This window comes from Adhaeribacter aerolatus, from assembly GCF_007991635.1.
GTDB classification, from domain to species: domain Bacteria; phylum Bacteroidota; class Bacteroidia; order Cytophagales; family Hymenobacteraceae; genus Adhaeribacter; species Adhaeribacter aerolatus.
Genome location: NZ_BJYS01000016.1, coordinates 143,828 through 160,034, shown reverse-complemented (window position 1 = coordinate 160,034; position 16,207 = coordinate 143,828). Strand labels below are relative to the sequence as shown.

The window sequence follows — 16,207 nt, the reverse complement described above, 5'->3', positions numbered from 1 at the left end:
GTCCCGAAGAAAAGGAACGTCGCCAGTAAGTGGTATCGGTTTGGGCAAAGGCTGTTATTTGAAGGATAAAAGAGAGAAGTAAAAGTGTAACTTTTTTCATAAGGATAGAATAAAGTGGTTTGAAAAGCAAAACAGGAATATCAACTAATCTAAATTTAAAACTTCTAGTATTTAAATAATTTGTACAAATATTAGTTACAAAAATACAAATGCGTTTACTCTGATTTGTATGAACTTCTTTTATTTAAAAGAATCATTGACTTAAAATTTTATATTAGACAATTAAGCGGTGAGCTTTTAGTCCCTATTTAGGCAATTTTCCGCTAAAGGCAGTGTAATTGATTTTGCCGCAGCCAGAATAATTGGTGCCGCTTATGCCTCCATTTTTATTTACCTGGTAAATGAAAAAATTATGCTGTCTTTTTGAATAATATTAAACTGTTCATTTTTAGCCTTTAGTTTTACTTAGGTAATCGTAAACGCAAAAAAAATACTTGAAAATTTATATATATTGAAACAGTATTTCATTTGCATAAGATAAAATTTAATTATATTAATTTTTATCTTACTTGTTTTAAAGAACTTTATAGGTAAATAAATATTTTTTAAAGGCATATTACAACAAAATTGGATGAAATCAGTATAAAATATGATTTGTTTTATCAATATATAACAGAAAACTTTATGGCAGACTTAATTGAATCACTAAAGGGGTTGATATCTCCCAGCCTTGTATCTAGAACCAGCAGCCAATTAGGCGAGGGTGAGACTGCCACGGCGAAAGCTTTTGGTGGTATATTGCCGGTCGTTTTGGGTGGATTAGTTAATCGCACGGCTGAGCCGGGTGCAATGGATTCTATTTTTAACCTCATCCGGAAGAACGATAGCGGTTCGTTAGCAAATCTAGGAAATACCGCTCCGGGTGCTCCAGGAAGTACCGTACCTGCCGGAAACCAGTTCCTAGCGGAAATATTTGGTAATAACTTAGGTGGAATTAGCAGTGCTCTGAGCAATTATTCAGGTATTAAATCCTCCTCCGTTTCGGCCATCCTTGCCTATATTGCGCCTTTGGTGTTAGGATTCTTAGGAAAAAAGACCAAGGAGGATGAACTGGACGAAGTTGGGCTAAGCAGTTACCTAACCAGCCAGAAATCAAGTATCATGAGCGCTCTTCCGACCGGACTGGGCAACTTGCTGGGCTTAGGGGGTTTAGGCGGTGCCACTACCGCGGCCGCAGCGGCCGCCGTACCGCATTTTGAGCGACCCACCCTGGCAACCGGTGCCGGCAGCGTTCAACCTAGCGCTGCTATACCGGTCAAGAAAACGAACTGGCTTTGGCCCTTGGTGCTGGGAATTGCCGCCATCCTGTTGCTTGTTTTTGGTCTCCGTAACTGTAACAAAGACACCGATATCGCAGCCGTGGGTACAGAGCCAGTCACAACCGAAGCGGAAAGAATGGAGCCAGGGCCAACCGGGGCAGGATTTACCGAAAGGGAGATTCCGGGGGGAGTAGTGCTTAACATTCCATCTAATGGCATAGAAAGTAAACTGGTGGCATTTATTGAGGACCAGAACAAAGCACCTGATAAAACCAGTTGGTTTAGTTTTGACCGTTTAAACTTTGAGACAGGCAGCGCCCGGATTCAACCCGAATCACAGGAACAGATTGACAATATCGCCAAGATTCTTAAAGCATACCCCCAGGTTAATATCAAAATTGGTGGCTATACCGATAATGTTGGTCAACCGAATTCCAATCTCAAGCTTTCGCAAAACAGGGCCGAAGCGGTGAAAAATGCTATTCAGCAATTAGATATAGCGTCTGCACGCCTAGAGGCGGAAGGTTATGGCGAACAGCATCCGGTGGCTGATAACGCCACCGAGGAAGGCCGTGCTCAGAATCGGCGCATTGATGTATTGGTAACCAAGAAGTAAGGCCTGCTTCTGATGGTGATTACACGCCAACCTTAACTAGCAGAGCTGCTCGAGACGCAATAATTAAAAGAAAAGGCAGGAAAAAACGTATAGATTTTTCCTGCCTTTGCTTTTATTAGGATAGGTTGATTCAATTAAATACTATCCGCTGCTCTGTTCAGTTTATAAGGCATAGAGCTAAATGGGCTTGCTAAGTTTTTTAAGCAAGCCTGTTGCTAAACAGAGAAAGCCATCAGGAGGAGATTTAATGGCAGCCTTAAAATTTAAAATCGGTACTGAACTTATCTATTTTATAAATATCTTCCCGGAACTGTAAGATTCCCTTTTCATTAACCCAACTGGTGAAATAGCCTATTTTGATAGGCAACGGTTTCGGCAGATAAACTATTTTCTCCACTGTACTTTCTTCAAATTCCAGGGGCCAGGGCAGCGTTTTTTGCCAGTTCTGGTTTAACAGATAGGCTGCTAATATTTCCGGGTTTTGTACCCGCACGCAGCCGTGGCTGTAATCCCGTAACTCATGGTTAAATATACTTTTTTCAGGGGTATCGTGCAGGTAAATCTGGTATGGATTGTCAAATATAAATTTTATCCGGCCCAGGGCATTGTCTTTTCCAGGCGATTGAATAATCATCAGAGCATCCCGGTCCGGGTCTGCGGTTTGCCAATTTATTGACTTTACCGGAATGAGATATTTTTTCGCCCCCTTTATCCGGTACAATTTCATTTGGTTGCGGGCCAGGTAATGCGGGTCTTTCCGGAGAATGGGAATGATTTCCTTTCGGATAATACTGTTGGGAATATTCCAGGTAGGGTTTAACACCAGATAGGATATTTTACTTGTCAGCGAGACCGTTTGGCGCTCTTTCGGCCGTTGTCCCACAATCACTCTGGTTTGCCAAATTAGGTTGGAGTTACCATCTAGCAATTTTAAGGAAAATTCTGGAATGTTTAATAATAACCTTGGCACACCCTGGCCAATGGTATCCGCCTGCCACCGCAGCAAGTTAAACTCCAGTTGCCGGATGCGTTGGGCGGGGGTAATATTCAAAGCTTCTAAAGTGGATTTTCCCACAATGCCATCGGCTTTTAAGCCATGCCGCTCCTGAAATTTAATAACGGCGGCAAATAATACTTTATCATATACGGGAAGCGTGCTGGTATCAACTTCTGGTAGGTCACGGGTTAAAATCAAATTATGCCGCAGTTTTGGGATGTAGGTGCTACTGTCATTGGGCCGCAAACAAATATTTACCGGAAAGCTAGACCAGGAATTCTTATTTGCTATTTTTCGATAATGTTCCAGGGCTTGCGATAAGCTTGCCACTTGTGGGTGAATCATTTGGCTATGAGCCAAAGCCGGTAAAACCAACCCACACCAACACGTAAATAGCCCCTTTCGCCAATCCTTTTTAAACATTATTTCCTAAAATTAGATCATTTGCCCACCCTTTTTAACCAACGCTCGGCTTTTTTTGTGAATGTAAGTTTAAAAGTTTAATGCCTTTTTATCCGATAATTAAAAAGTGGGAAATGTCTTCACAACATAAAACGCCTCTAACTTATTATTGAACAAAAACTTATATACTTTAATATTTGCGATTATATATTTATATTCATGGTACCCAGATAATAGTTAACTTTATTAAATATAATCCTTTATGTAATAAATAGTTCTATTATCCTCTAAAATCAGTTAATTTAACCATAATAAAAACTAGAAAACGATGAGCATCTTATCTGAATTTAAGCAATTCGCTGTAAAAGGCAACGTTATTGATTTAGCCGTAGCGGTGGTAATTGGCGTTGCTTTTGGAGCTATTGTTACCTCGCTAGTAGATGATATTATCATGCCGCCTTTCGGTTTGATTTTGGGAGGGGTGGATTTTACTGATTTGAAAATTCAGTTATCGGATCCGGTAATAGAAGGGGGTAAAATAATCAAAGAAGGGGCCTCTATTAATTACGGTAATTTTATTCAGGTAATTATCAATTTTCTTATCATTGCGGCTGCCATATTTGCGCTGGTAAAAAGTATCAATTCGCTCAAAAGAAAAGAAGAGGCTGCACCAGCCACGCCTACGCTTAGCAAAGAAGAGATATTGTTAACTGAAATCCGGGATTTACTGCGTGCCAGAAGCTAATAAATAGCATTTGGCTTCCAAGAAATAGCCGCTAAAGGTTTTATGTAAAAAAGTTAATGTCAAGCTGATACTTTTTCTTTTAAGTTAAAGATTATCTACTTCCAGAGGAAAACAAAAGCCTACGAGAAAGAGGTCTGTTCAAAAACAACCTTGGTCTACCTATTTTAATCTATTTGATTTACTTTGGCTTATAAGTGAAAATATGTTAAACAAGATAATTCCTTCAGCTATATCCTTTCCAAATCGCTTCTACTTTCCTGCCTTTACAACCAACTATTTCTTACCTTACGAGGCATACCAGCCAATTATACAGCTGCTAATTTATCATACTCAGGTAAATGGGTTTTCTACGGAAGACGATATACAACTTCTGAAAATAAAGCTTTATTAACTTATCCTTAAATCTACTATTCAGGTAATTGCACAATTAAATTATTTAATATATTTTAAAATTTATTAAGTTTAACACCGGTTGGTTACTTGCTTAATCCGGCCGGTTTAACATTACACTAATATTATTCATTCAAATAATTTAAATCGCACGCATGTCTCTTTCCCGTAAAGATTTTATGAAAGTAGCAGGAATTGGCCTGGCCGCCGGCCTGCTACCTGGCACCACTACTACTGCATTCGCCCAAACGGCTTCCGCTAAAAGCTTACCTATTCCTCTGGGTTTGGCTTCTTATACCATGCATAAGTTCTCTCTGGACGACACCATTAAATATTCCAAAAAAATTGGGCTGACCCACCTGGCCCTGAAAGATGTGCATTTGCCCTTAACCAGCACCCCCGAACAGATTAACGAGGCGGTGGCTAAAGTAAAGGCTGCCGGCCTGACCTTATATGGAGCAGGTGTAATTTACATGAAATCGGAGGACGAGGTAAAACGCGCTTTTAATTACGCGAAACAGATGGGCATTCAAACGATTATCGGGGTGCCTAATTACGAGTTGCTGCCGCTGGTAGATAAACTGGTGAAAGAGCACAACATAAAACTGGCTATTCATAATCACGGGCCTGGTGATAAGGTTTACCCAAGTCCTGATACCGTATATGAGCGCATAAAATCCTTCGACAAACGCATTGGCTTGTGCATTGATATCGGACATACCGTTCGCATTGGGCAGGACCCGGCCAAAATGGCTCAGAAATACGCCGATCGCTTATACGATGTGCATTTAAAAGACGTAACCGGCACCACCGCTAAAGATACGCCCCTGGAAATTGGCCGCGGCGTAATCGATATTCCGCAATTCCTCCGGACCTTAATGAAAATTAAATACCAGGGTGTACTAGGACTGGAATACGAAAAAGATGCCAATGACCCGGTACCCGGACTGGCCGAATCAGTGGGCTATACCAGGGGTATATTCCGGATGCTGGGATAAGAAACTCTTAATAATAGTAACAAAAGCCGGGTTTAACCGGCTTTTTTATGCCATTTTAAAATAAAGCTTACTTTTTACTCTCTCTTAAGGCTGAGTTTAGCAACGCTGTCATTCTGGTAAGCCCGAAATACTGTGTGGCAACTAGTAAGCAGGTAGCAACTCCATCTCCGGCCTAATACCCCAAGTGGGTACCTTATAGACCTCTTTTAAAATGTTTGAATAACCTCAGTTAATTATCTTCAAAAATGTATGGGGTTAGTTGGGATAAAATTTAATCTGAATATCTTTAGGAGATAAAACCCATTTTAATGGAAAAAAATAATCCCAAAATAACGCGGGCCTGGTGTTTTTACGATTGGGCCAATTCGGTGCATTCGCTGGTCATTATTTCTACTATTTTCCCGATTTACTACGGAGCTGTAGCGCAGCAAGCCGATAGTAGCAGCATGGTAAATTTTTTGGGCTGGCAACTCGATTCTTCGGTGCTATTTTCCTACAGCATTTCTTTTTCTTACCTGGTTATTGCGCTCATAAATCCCTTGCTCACGGCCATTGCCGATTACAGTGGCCGCAAAAAAATGTTTCTGCAAATATTCTGCTACCTGGGTTCTATTTCCTGCGCCGGGTTGTTTTTCTTTACCAACGAAACTTTTACCGTTTCTATGTTTTTGTTTATGTTTTCGGCTATGGGCTGGACCGGCAGTATTGTTTTTTATAACTCCTACTTACCCGATATTGCTACCGAAGATCAGTTTGATAAACTAAGTGCCCGCGGGTTTGCCATTGGCTATTTGGGCAGCGTATTGCTGTTAATATTTAACCTGGCATTGGTATTGCAGCCAACCTTATTTGGTCTGGACCCGGCCAATACGAGTTTGCCCCCCCGGATTGCCTTTTTAACTACCGGCATCTGGTGGTTTGGTTTTGCCCATTATACCTTGTACTACTTACCAAAATATACCCACCGCAAGGCCCGCACCGGCAGTTGGCTGCTCAACGGCTTCAGAGAGTTAAAGCAGGTGTTCGGGCAGGTGCAGCAAATGGCCTTCTTAAAACGTTTCCTCCTGTCTTTTTTCTTTTACAGCATGGGCGTGCAAACCGTAATGTACGTGGCTACCGTTTTCGGCGACAAAGAACTGCACCTGGAGGCCAGTAAATTAATTTTAACGATTCTTATTCTGCAACTGGTGGCTATCGCGGGGGCCTACGGTTTTGCCCGTCTTTCCGGTAGAATAGGTAATATTAAAACTTTAGTGTTGGCTGTTCTGATCTGGGTGGGTATTTGCGGCGGAGCCTACTTTGTTTACACCGAATACGCTTTTTACCTGCTGGCCGCGGTGGTTGGTCTGGTAATGGGAGGTATTCAGTCCATGTCCCGGTCTACTTATAGTAAACTTATTCCGGCCCATACTACCGATACCGCCTCATTCTTCAGCTTTTATGACATTACCGAAAAACTGGCTATTATTTTGGGTACCTTTTCTTACGGCGTTATTGCCCAGGTCACCGGTTCTATGCGCAACAGTGTGCTGGCGCTAATGGCATTTTTTGTGTTGGGTTTATTTTGCCTCTTAACCATAAAGGATCGGAAAACCGAAAGTAGCCCACAAGCCTTACCAGTTACTTAGCCGGTCTGCTGCCTTGCTTTATCCCGGGGCCCAGATGTACCGCATATTATTTATTTCTGCCGTAAACTAATTCGCCGTTGGAGTAGGTTGCCAGTACTTTGGTGGCTCTTAAATTTGGCAAGGCAGTCGTGATAATATCCTGATCTAATATTACAAAATCGGCCAATTTATTTCTTTCGATGCTTCCTTTTTCATTTTCTTCGAAGTTGGCGTAAGCGGCCCAGCGGGTCATGCCATAGAGTGCCTGCATGCGGGTGAGGGCATTATTTTTTGCAAAGCCGCCGTTGGGGTAATTTTTAGCATCCTGCCGGGCTACTGCCGCATGAAAACCATACAGAGGATTAATATCTTCCACCGGAAAATCACTGCCTAAAGGAATAAAGCCGTTTTGCTTCAGCAGGGTTTTATATGCATAGGCATGAGCGATGCGTTCCGGTCCCAGGCGGTCGGCGGCCCAGTACATATCGGAAGTGGCGTGGGTAGGCTGTACCGATGGGATAATATTAAACCTGCCAAATTTTGGCACATCGGCCGGATGGACTACCTGCGCGTGTTCGATGCGCCACCGCTTGTTGTTTTTCCCTTTTAATACCTCGCCGTAAATATTCAGCATCAGCCGGTTGGCAGAGTCGCCGATAGCGTGGGTGTTCATCTGGAAACCCAGTTGGTTCAGTTGTTTGGCCAATTGGCGGTAGTACGTTTGGTTTTGCAGCAAAAAACCGGTTTGGCCGGGCTTATCGTGGTAAGGGTGCAGCAGGCAGGCGCCCCGGGAACCCAGCGCGCCATCGGCATAAACTTTAAAAGAACGAACATGCAGATAGGGCGTGTGGTAAGGCCCGTTTTTAAAATAATAACTTTTATTTTCCTCCGACGGATTCAGCATGGCGTAAATGCGCATTTTTAAGGCTTTGGCTTTTTGCAGCGAATCTATCAGTTGAATAACCGGTTTTTCGAGGCCGGCATCTACTACACTGGTTAAGCCCACCGCAAATAGGTTTTCCTGAGCCGCCAGGAATACCTTTACCAAATCAGCGGTTTGCAGCGGCGGTATTTTGCGCGAGACCAGCCCTTGCGCATTATCTACCAATAAGCCGGTAAGCCTGCCATTTTCTATTCCGATTAACCCGCCCGAAACAGATGTGGCAGGTGTAACCTGAGCCATGGCCAAAGCTTTGGCATTAACCAGGGCAGCGTGTCCGTCTATCCGGGTAATAAATACCGGCACATCAGGGAATAATTTGTTCAGGGTGTCGTTGGTCGGGAATTCTTTTTCCGGCCAATCGTTCTGGTCCCAGCCGCGGCCCAGCAACCAAGGCGTATCAGGGTGCTTTTTCCGGTGGGTTTCCAAGCGTTGTATTACCTCGCGAAACGATTTGGTACCCACTAAATCGACTTGTCTTAGATTTTGGGCGTAGCCATAAAAGTGCGCATGGGCATCAATAAAGCCGGGGTAAACCGGTTTGCCTTTTAAGTCAAGCTCCTGCTGCCCTTTGTATTTCGTCCGGATAAAGGAAGACCCACCCACTTCCAGGAATTTACCATCTTTTACGGCAAAAGCTTCGGCTACCGTGGAGTCGTTGTCGGCGGTATACACCCGGGCGTTGTAGATGATCAGGTCGGCCGGTTCAGGCTGGCGGCAACCCGTAAACCAGCCAAAACTTAAAATAAAGAAAGCCAGGAACGGATACTTTTTATTCAAAACGCAGGTGCTTAACCGATTCGCCGGAATCGCGGAGTTCAATCATGGAATCGATGCCAATATTTAAATGTTTTTCCACAAAGTTAGAAGTAACTTTTAAATCGCTCTCAGCGGTTTTTACGCCATCCGGGGTCATGGGGCTATCTGAAACCAACAGCAGCGCACCGTGCGGAATATTATTCATGAAGCCTACCACAAAAATGGTAGCCGTTTCCATATCAATGCCCAGCACCCGCACTTTGCGCAAATATTCTTTAAACTCATCGTCATGTTCCCACACCCGCCGGTTGGTGGTATACACGGTACCGGTCCAGTAATCGAGTTCGTATTTTTTAATCATCGAAGAAACCGCCCGCTGCAGCCGGAAGGAGGGTAGCGCCGGAATTTCCGGTGGCAGGTAGTCATCCGAGGTACCTTCGCCCCGGATGGCCGCAATGGGCAGAATAATATCGCCTACTTTTACTTTGTCTTTCAGGCCACCGCATTTACCTAAAAACAAAGCTGCTTTTGGCCGTACGGCCGATAATAAATCCATTACCGTGGCAGCCATGGCACTGCCCATTCCAAAATTAATGATGGTAATATTTTCGGCGGTGGCCGTTTGCATGGGTTTACCTATTCCTTTAACAGGAACATTGTAACGGGCAGAGAATGAATCTATATAATTATGAAAATTGGTTAACAAAATGTACTCACCAAATTCGTTTAAAGGAGTACCCGTATAGCGGGGCAACCAGTTCTTAACAATATCATCTTTCGATTTCATGGTATGTTTTATTTTACAGCCATTAGAATATTTTGGCGCGATTAAATATCTTTTGTTTAATTTAGGACTTACGTCAAGTACTTTAAAACTGCGCTTGCAAAGCTTTCAAACCGGGTAACTGCGGGTAATAACCTGTTGTGTCGGCAATCGGCGTCCAGGTAATTATCTTTGGCGCCAGCTTTATAATTTTTAAAATGCAGCAGCTTAATTTACCCGCTTACGATTACAAAATTAAACATTCCGCCGGATCCAGCCTGATTTTTGATTTTATCCGCCGGAAATACGTAACCTTAACACCCGAGGAGTGGGTACGCCAGCATTTTATTAATTTCCTCGTTAGGCACCTGCAATACCCGAAAAGTTTACTGGCGATTGAACGCGGCACCACCTACAACCAATTAGCCAAAAGAACAGATTTATGCGTTTACGGCACCAGCGGCCACCCAGTTATGCTGGTTGAGTGCAAAGCAGCTGGGGTAACCATTTCGGCAGCGACCGTTAAGCAGGCCAGCGTATATAATCAGCAGATCAGAGCCCGGTACGTGGTGTTAACCAATGGCCTACAGCATTACTGCTGGGAAGTAAATTTCCAAACCAAAGAGTACAAACCCCTGGAAATTATTCCACCTTTCTCGGAGCTGGAACTGAATCTGTAATGGTTATTGGGCAGGTAACTTAGAAGGAATCCAGTAATAAAGATTATTCTCGATTAAGCCGTTTTTAAAATATTGCAGATAGGCTTTCAGGTCGTCTCCGTATTGCCGGCGCTTGGCATCAGGCGCTTGCGGTGCGCGTTTCAGGCCGTGCAATTGATACTGGTATAGTTTTAACTCTTCGTTGGGGTTAAGTTGGGTAATATAATCCTGGTGCAAGAGCGTGGCAACACCTTCGAGGTATAAAAGTGCCTGGCCGGTAGTTGCCGAATCGAGTAGAGAATGGCCGAATGGTAATAATTTATTTGTGGGTACCTGCAGGTAATGGACCAGGGTTGGCAATATATCGGCGTGCTGGGATATTTTGACTGTATTGTAAGCCGGGAATTTTTTACCTGGATGATAAAAAAGCAAAGGTACTTTGTGCATACCCACCAGATTATTATAGTCTTTTACCTTGCTTTTATGGGTGTGATCGCCGGTTAGTACAAACAACGTATTTTGGTACCAGGGTTGCCGGGCCGCCGATTTAAAAAATTGCCGCAATGCATAATCGGTGTAGCCAATGGTTTCGTGGATGGGCAAATTACCCTTCGGAAATTTACCCCGGTGTTCTGCCGGCACAAAATAAGGGTCGTGCGAGCTGAGCGTAAACACCGTAGCGGCAAAAGGTGGTTTTTGCTTTGTTAGTTGTCTTACCACGTATTGCAGGTAGGGCTCATCCACAATTCCCCAAAGGCCATCGTAATCCCTTTCTTTTAGTTCTTTGGGGTACTCGTTTAAGCCATAATAATGCGTTATGCCAATAGATTTGGTAAAAGCGTTAAATCCCATGGTACCGTTGGCCGCCCCGTGAAAGAAAGAGGTGGTATAGCCGGCCCGATTCAGAATTGAACCGAGCCCAAATAATTGGTTCGACTCGTAGACTGAAGAAATAAAAGGATCGTCCATGAGGGAGGGCAGGCCGGCCAGGATAGAAGGTAGGGCCAGAATAGAGCGTTTGCCGTTAGCATAGTTATGCCGGAAAAAAGTGCCTTGGGCCGCCAGCGAATCGAAAAAAGGTGTATAGCCGCGGCCATTATTTTCATAGCCAATATATTCGGAGGCAAAGCTTTCGAGGATAATAATTACGACGTTTTCGGGCTGCGGCGGGAGCTTTTGGGTGGCGTACTTTTGGGGCGAAAAACCCAGGTGCCGGGCCACGGCAGCCTGGTTCGCAAAGTAATTGGCCTTTTCCAGTGGCGCATTATTCAGGCTGCGGATAAAGGTAAAAGTACTGTTCAGGGCCAGGTTACCCAGCACTGCCGGTTCCTGTACAAAAGCGTGGCTGATGCGCAGAGGTTTGTACTGTGTGCCGCCGCGGATGCCTAAGGTGCAAAATATACCTAAAAAAAAGATGGCTAACACCCGCTGCAAATCCCAGTTAGCCTGTTCCGGGCGCCGGGGTTCCCGGTAAACGGGGTATATCCGGTTTAATATAAAGCCCAAAAGCAGGGTTAAAAAGATAAAATACCAATAATCCACGGCCAAATGGCTGGCCTGGTCGGCAATGTCCTGGGTAATAATTAAGAGCTCGTTGGAAGTGCGCCGCCCGATGAATTTAAAATATTCAATATCAATTAAATTAACGAAGAAGAAAACCGTATTTAGCAGCACATAAAGAATGCGCAAAAACTGCTGGTACTTTCGGTTGCGGAGCGATGAAATATTCGGGAAAACCGAAAGTGCAATAAAAGGCAGGTTAATGGTAAGCAGGGCGGCTGCATCAAAACGCAGGCCGTGCAGAAAGGCCAGCAATATTTGAGCCGGTGGCGCCGCCTCAAAAACATCCTGGTTAAAAAGAAAGAAAGCGCATCGCAGACCTAAGTAAAATAATAGCAATATGCTTAAGCGCTGGAACGTAATTTTTAAAGAATAATGGAACATGAAAACGGTGCCAGGAAGAAAAAAGAGTACTAAGCGATTGTAAAGAACAAAAGCCTTTCCGGTAACCAGCAGAAAGGCTTTTGCAAAAGTACGGAAAGAATAAAATTTTATAAAGCCGCGGCCAGTACTTCGTTTACATCCGTCAGATTTAAATTCCAGGCTTCGGCTACGCCTTTGTAAACCACTTCTCCTTTTACCACATTCAGGCCTTTTTTCAGATCTTCGTTGATGAGGCAAGCACCTTTCCAGCCTTTGTTAGCCACCTGCACAATGTAGGGCAGGGTAGCGTTGGTTAGGGCCAGGGTAGAGGTGTAAGGCACCGCTCCGGGCATATTAGCCACACAATAATGTACAACGCCGTCAATAACAAAGGTCGGGTTCTCGTGGGTGGTAGGTTGGCAGGTTTCGATGCAGCCACCCTGATCAACGGCCACATCCACCAGAACAGTACCCGGTTTCATTTCCTTCAGCATGTCGCGGGTAATCAGGTGGGGCGCTTTGGCTCCCGGAATCAGAACGGCCCCAATAATTAAATCAGCAAATTTTATGGCTTCTCTAATATTATAAGCGTCAGACATTTGGGTGTCTACGTTGGCCGGCATAATGTCGTCGAGTTCGCGCAAGCGGGCCAGGTTAATATCCATGATGGTAACATGAGCCCCTAAGCCCGCCGCTATTTTGGCAGCCTGTGTGCCAACTACACCACCGCCCAGTACCAGCACATTAGCCGGTTTTACACCCGGTACGCCTCCTAATAAAATACCGCGGCCCTGCATGGGTTTTTCCAGGTATTTGGCGCCTTCCTGGGGCGCCATGCGGCCGGCTACTTCCGACATGGGGATGAGCAGGGGTAAGGTGCGGTCTGTTTTCTCTACGGTTTCATAAGCCAGGCAAATAGCTTTCCGCTCCATCATGGCCCGGGTTAATTCTTCCGAAGAGGCAAAATGGAAATAGGTAAAAAGGAGCTGATCTTCCTTAATGAGCGAATATTCAGAAGAAATAGGCTCTTTTACTTTTACAATCATTTCGGCCGCAGCATATACCTCTTCAATCGCGGATAATATACTAGCTCCGGCGTTTTTATATTCAGTATCTGTAAAACCGCTGCCTAAACCGGCCGCCGCTTGCACGTAAACGGTATGTCCGTGTTTTATAAGTTCTGCTACGCCGCCGGGGGTTAAGGCAACGCGGTTTTCGTTATTTTTAATTTCTTTAGGAAGTCCTATTATCATTCATTTCAGGAATTAGGTTTACTAAGGGCGCAAATATACAACCCTTACGAGTATTTCTCAGATTATGATTAGTGGGAATTCCAGAACTTTCTAAAAAGAATAGTAACTTTTATCAGGTAATACTTAATATAAATATTCAAAAGTAGTTGCGGATTTTGCCTGAATAATTCAGAAGAAAGTCTTAGAATTCTATTGGGGTCTGAACCTGATAAAGGGAGGAGGAGGTAAAGAAGTTTTTCGATTTATATAAGATATAATTGGGCTGTTAGTTAACAGGTAAGCTGTTATTTTAAATAGTTGTTTCAAGCTGGTAAGCAGGGGGCTGGTAAATTAATATCAGTAGGCGCTTATGTTTAGCAGAACTGTTATGGGGAAATAAATAAGTTAGTACTTTCGCAAAATGGTTTTTTAACATTGTAAATCCTCCCCCTTGCCCCCTCCGAAGGGGGACTTTCAATAATTTTGCGAAAGTCCTATAAGTAATAATAGCTTGAATAATTGAAGTGGTAAATCAAATAGACACTTCTTTAAAAAGACAGTGAGCTTACATTCGTTATTGCATTTATTTCTGCTATTTTAGAGAACGCCTATATTTGAGCCATGAACCCTGATAATCTGAACCGTTTCGATCGCATTGTGGCCATCCTGATTCACCTGCAATCGGGCCGGGTGGTAAAGGCCCAGGAGTTGGCCGATCGTTTTCAGGTAAGCCTCCGTACGGTGTACCGCGATATACGCTCCTTAGAAGCTTCCGGCGTGCCTATCAGCGGCGAAGCCGGGGTGGGGTATTCTTTAATGGAAGAATACCGCTTACCACCGGTTATGTTTACCCAGGAAGAAGCCAGCAGTTTTGTGGCTGCCGAAAAACTGATGCAGAAATTCAGTGATAAAAGCCTGGGCGCTTACCACGAATCTGCGATGTACAAAGTAAAAGCAGCGCTCAAAGGCAAAGCTAAGGACCGGGTAGCTGCCCTGGAAACGCAGATATGGGTTAACTTTGGTCAGGAACTATTTAACCAGAATACACCAGATGCCTTAAACATATTACTGGACAGCATAGCGGAGAAAAAGCAAGTTATGCTGCAATATCAATCGCTTTACTCAGATGCATCTACCAACCGTTTTATTGAGCCTGTCGGCTTATTCAACGAAAACAATTACTGGTATGTAATGGCTTTTTGCCACCTGCGGGCAGCATACCGGCAATTCCGTACCGATAGAATACTGGAAATAAAGCGAACGAGTGTACCTTTTACGAAAGAACACGGAAATATTGAGCACTACCGGCAAACAGACGATTCTACGCTAAAAACCAAGGTGGTTATTCGGGTTGATAAAGAAACAGCCAGGTACATTCAAACCGGACGTAAGTACTATGGGTTTGTGTCGGAGAAGATAATGGGCGATAAAATAGAGATGACCTTTATGACCGCCGATATCCAACACGGTTTACCTCGTTGGTACTTAATGTTTGGTGATTGTGCCGAAATTATAGAACCCGAAATTTTGCGTGAACGCGTTAACGAGCTATTAGAAAAAGCTAGAATCAATCTTCAACTAAAAAGTGAGGTTTTAAATTAATCCGCTAACTCTGCACAGATAAAACCCGCGTTTTGTAGATTTTGGATGATTGCATCCGGTTGCAACGATATGGCTTCTACCCGGAGGATATTGTCACAATCCTCCAGGTCAAAGTTCCATTTTTCACCACTAGCCATCAGTTTATCTAGCAAGGGTTTAACCTTTTGGATTTTGCTGCTGGTTGTAACCGATGTTTTAAATACCAGTACCGTTTTCATAGGGTGCTGCATCGCGTTTATCTTGCCCAAAAGAAAGGTGGTTCTATGCCCAGGGAGCGTAAATACACAAATGCCTGGGCCCGGTGGTGAATCTCATTATCAATAAAGTAAAAGATAGAAGACCATACGGTGCCTTCGTATTGGCCGAAGGTCAGGATAGTGTCGTGAAATCTTTCGGCCGGAATCAGGGCCCAATACCGGTTAATTTCAGCAGTTGCTTCATCCCATAAAGCAAGAATATTGGCTTTACTCGTAGCCTGGTCCAGGTGTTCATTCAGTTCCTCTGTTGGGCCGCCAGTTATTTCGCGGAGGCCCGGAACCGCAATCGCCAGCAGCTCCTGAACCATACCGGCAAATGGCCGCATACCGCCAATAGCATATTCGAAAAGTTCTTTTTCCGGAAAAGCTTCAATTACCCGGCGGGTCAGGCCCCGGTGGCCTTGCCAATGTGCCAGCAGTTCAGCGGCGGTGATAACGGAAGTAACTTTGTTTTCAGTGATAGTGTTGTCCATAGTTCAAATTATTATTGTAATAGTTTATGAATGAAGTAAAGCTACAGGCCCACCATGACAACAGCTTGTCAGCAGTATTTAAAAAATTTATTATGTTCGTTTGCAAGTTGTAAACAGGCTATAAATGGCCTTTATAAGAACATACAGAAAGTTGGTTTCTGACAAAAGAAATATAAAGAAATACATCCGGGCGGTATTACTGGGCTAAAATTCAGCTGTTGAACCAAGTTTTGAATGGACCGTCCGCAAAGCAATCGGTTGCCGGAAATTAAGTTGCTGTAATATTTCTCAAGCTATTATTTACCCGACACCCCATGATGTAATAGTTGTCCGTAATAAACGCTTGTTTAATTTTTTACAGAATAGCGGCCTGTCTCTCATCAGATTAATTAAGTTCCGCACAACTCATGATGTACGGGCAGTAAATGACACAGCATTCATCCATCCTGATTTTAATGATGATGTGCACGCATTGACTTGGCTTCGTAGACAGCCAATTCTGATAACATAGTGGTGGTTGTAGCA

The 16,207-nt window shown here is 43.8% G+C and carries 13 protein-coding genes and 1 pseudogene; 7 read left to right on the top strand and 7 right to left on the bottom strand.

Annotation, left to right across the window (positions count from 1 at the left end; all coding sequences use genetic code 11):
• Window positions 1-319 precede the first annotated feature (319 nt).
• Window positions 320-427: pseudogene (locus AAE02nite_RS27025) on the top strand (hypothetical protein); the annotation flags it as partial.
• Window positions 428-627: 200 nt separating this feature from the next.
• Window positions 628-1,935 carry an OmpA family protein gene (locus AAE02nite_RS11975; RefSeq protein ID WP_146897968.1) on the top strand — a complete coding sequence of 436 codons (1,308 nt, stop codon included), beginning with the start codon at window positions 628-630 and terminating at the stop codon, window positions 1,933-1,935.
• A gap of 256 nt (window positions 1,936-2,191) precedes the next feature.
• On the opposite strand, the gene AAE02nite_RS11970 is transcribed toward AAE02nite_RS11975, so the two are convergent.
• On the bottom strand, window positions 2,192-3,277 hold the full coding sequence (locus AAE02nite_RS11970; protein WP_170252587.1) for a L,D-transpeptidase family protein: 1,086 nt from the start codon (window positions 3,275-3,277) through the stop codon (window positions 2,192-2,194).
• A gap of 385 nt (window positions 3,278-3,662) precedes the next feature.
• Here AAE02nite_RS11970 and mscL point away from each other — a divergent pair, with 385 nt between their 5' ends.
• The 3 genes from mscL (at window position 3,663) to AAE02nite_RS11955 (ending at window position 7,095) form a co-directional block, all read left to right on the top strand.
• Window positions 3,663-4,079 carry a large-conductance mechanosensitive channel protein MscL gene (gene mscL / locus AAE02nite_RS11965; RefSeq protein ID WP_170252586.1) on the top strand — a complete coding sequence of 139 codons (417 nt, stop codon included), beginning with the start codon at window positions 3,663-3,665 and terminating at the stop codon, window positions 4,077-4,079.
• A 545-nt stretch (window positions 4,080-4,624) separates the two neighbouring features.
• Window positions 4,625-5,467 (top strand): sugar phosphate isomerase/epimerase family protein, encoded by an 843-nt coding sequence (locus AAE02nite_RS11960; RefSeq protein WP_146897966.1) that lies wholly within the window; start codon window positions 4,625-4,627, stop codon window positions 5,465-5,467.
• 308 nt (window positions 5,468-5,775) lie between these two features.
• Entirely contained in the window at window positions 5,776-7,095 is a 1,320-nt protein-coding gene (locus tag AAE02nite_RS11955; protein ID WP_146897965.1) for an MFS transporter, read from the top strand.
• Window positions 7,096-7,141: 46 nt separating this feature from the next.
• Here AAE02nite_RS11955 and AAE02nite_RS11950 read toward each other — a convergent pair whose 3' ends face one another.
• On the bottom strand, window positions 7,142-8,794 hold the full coding sequence (locus AAE02nite_RS11950) for an amidohydrolase (RefSeq protein ID WP_146897964.1): 1,653 nt from the start codon (window positions 8,792-8,794) through the stop codon (window positions 7,142-7,144).
• The gene (locus tag AAE02nite_RS11945; protein WP_146897963.1) at window positions 8,787-9,560 is read right to left on the bottom strand and encodes an AMP nucleosidase; all 774 of its coding nucleotides are present in this window, start codon (window positions 9,558-9,560) and stop codon (window positions 8,787-8,789) included. The genes AAE02nite_RS11950 and AAE02nite_RS11945 overlap by 8 nt, the downstream gene beginning before the upstream one ends.
• Before the next feature lie 194 nt (window positions 9,561-9,754).
• Here AAE02nite_RS11945 and AAE02nite_RS11940 point away from each other — a divergent pair, with 194 nt between their 5' ends.
• Window positions 9,755-10,216: a type I restriction enzyme HsdR N-terminal domain-containing protein gene (locus AAE02nite_RS11940; RefSeq protein WP_146897962.1), complete on the top strand. Its 462-nt coding sequence runs from the start codon at window positions 9,755-9,757 to the stop codon at window positions 10,214-10,216.
• A gap of 3 nt (window positions 10,217-10,219) precedes the next feature.
• On the opposite strand, the gene AAE02nite_RS11935 is transcribed toward AAE02nite_RS11940, so the two are convergent.
• On the bottom strand, window positions 10,220-12,139 hold the full coding sequence (locus AAE02nite_RS11935; protein ID WP_146897961.1) for an LTA synthase family protein: 1,920 nt from the start codon (window positions 12,137-12,139) through the stop codon (window positions 10,220-10,222).
• Window positions 12,140-12,246: 107 nt separating this feature from the next.
• The gene (gene ald, locus AAE02nite_RS11930) at window positions 12,247-13,371 is read right to left on the bottom strand and encodes an alanine dehydrogenase (protein ID WP_146897960.1); all 1,125 of its coding nucleotides are present in this window, start codon (window positions 13,369-13,371) and stop codon (window positions 12,247-12,249) included.
• 600 nt (window positions 13,372-13,971) lie between these two features.
• Between ald and AAE02nite_RS11925 the strand changes: the two genes are divergently transcribed.
• A complete protein-coding gene (locus AAE02nite_RS11925) occupies window positions 13,972-14,952 on the top strand; it encodes a helix-turn-helix transcriptional regulator (RefSeq protein ID WP_146897959.1) in 981 nt (326 codons plus the stop codon).
• Here the strand turns inward: AAE02nite_RS11925 and AAE02nite_RS11920 are convergent.
• Window positions 14,949-15,170, bottom strand: coding sequence for a hypothetical protein (locus AAE02nite_RS11920; protein ID WP_146897958.1), 222 nt, complete (start codon window positions 15,168-15,170; stop codon window positions 14,949-14,951). The genes AAE02nite_RS11925 and AAE02nite_RS11920 overlap by 4 nt on opposite strands.
• Before the next feature lie 17 nt (window positions 15,171-15,187).
• Complete coding sequence (locus tag AAE02nite_RS11915; protein ID WP_146897957.1) at window positions 15,188-15,682, bottom strand: DinB family protein; 495 nt, start codon at window positions 15,680-15,682, stop codon at window positions 15,188-15,190.
• Window positions 15,683-16,207 lie beyond the last annotated feature (525 nt).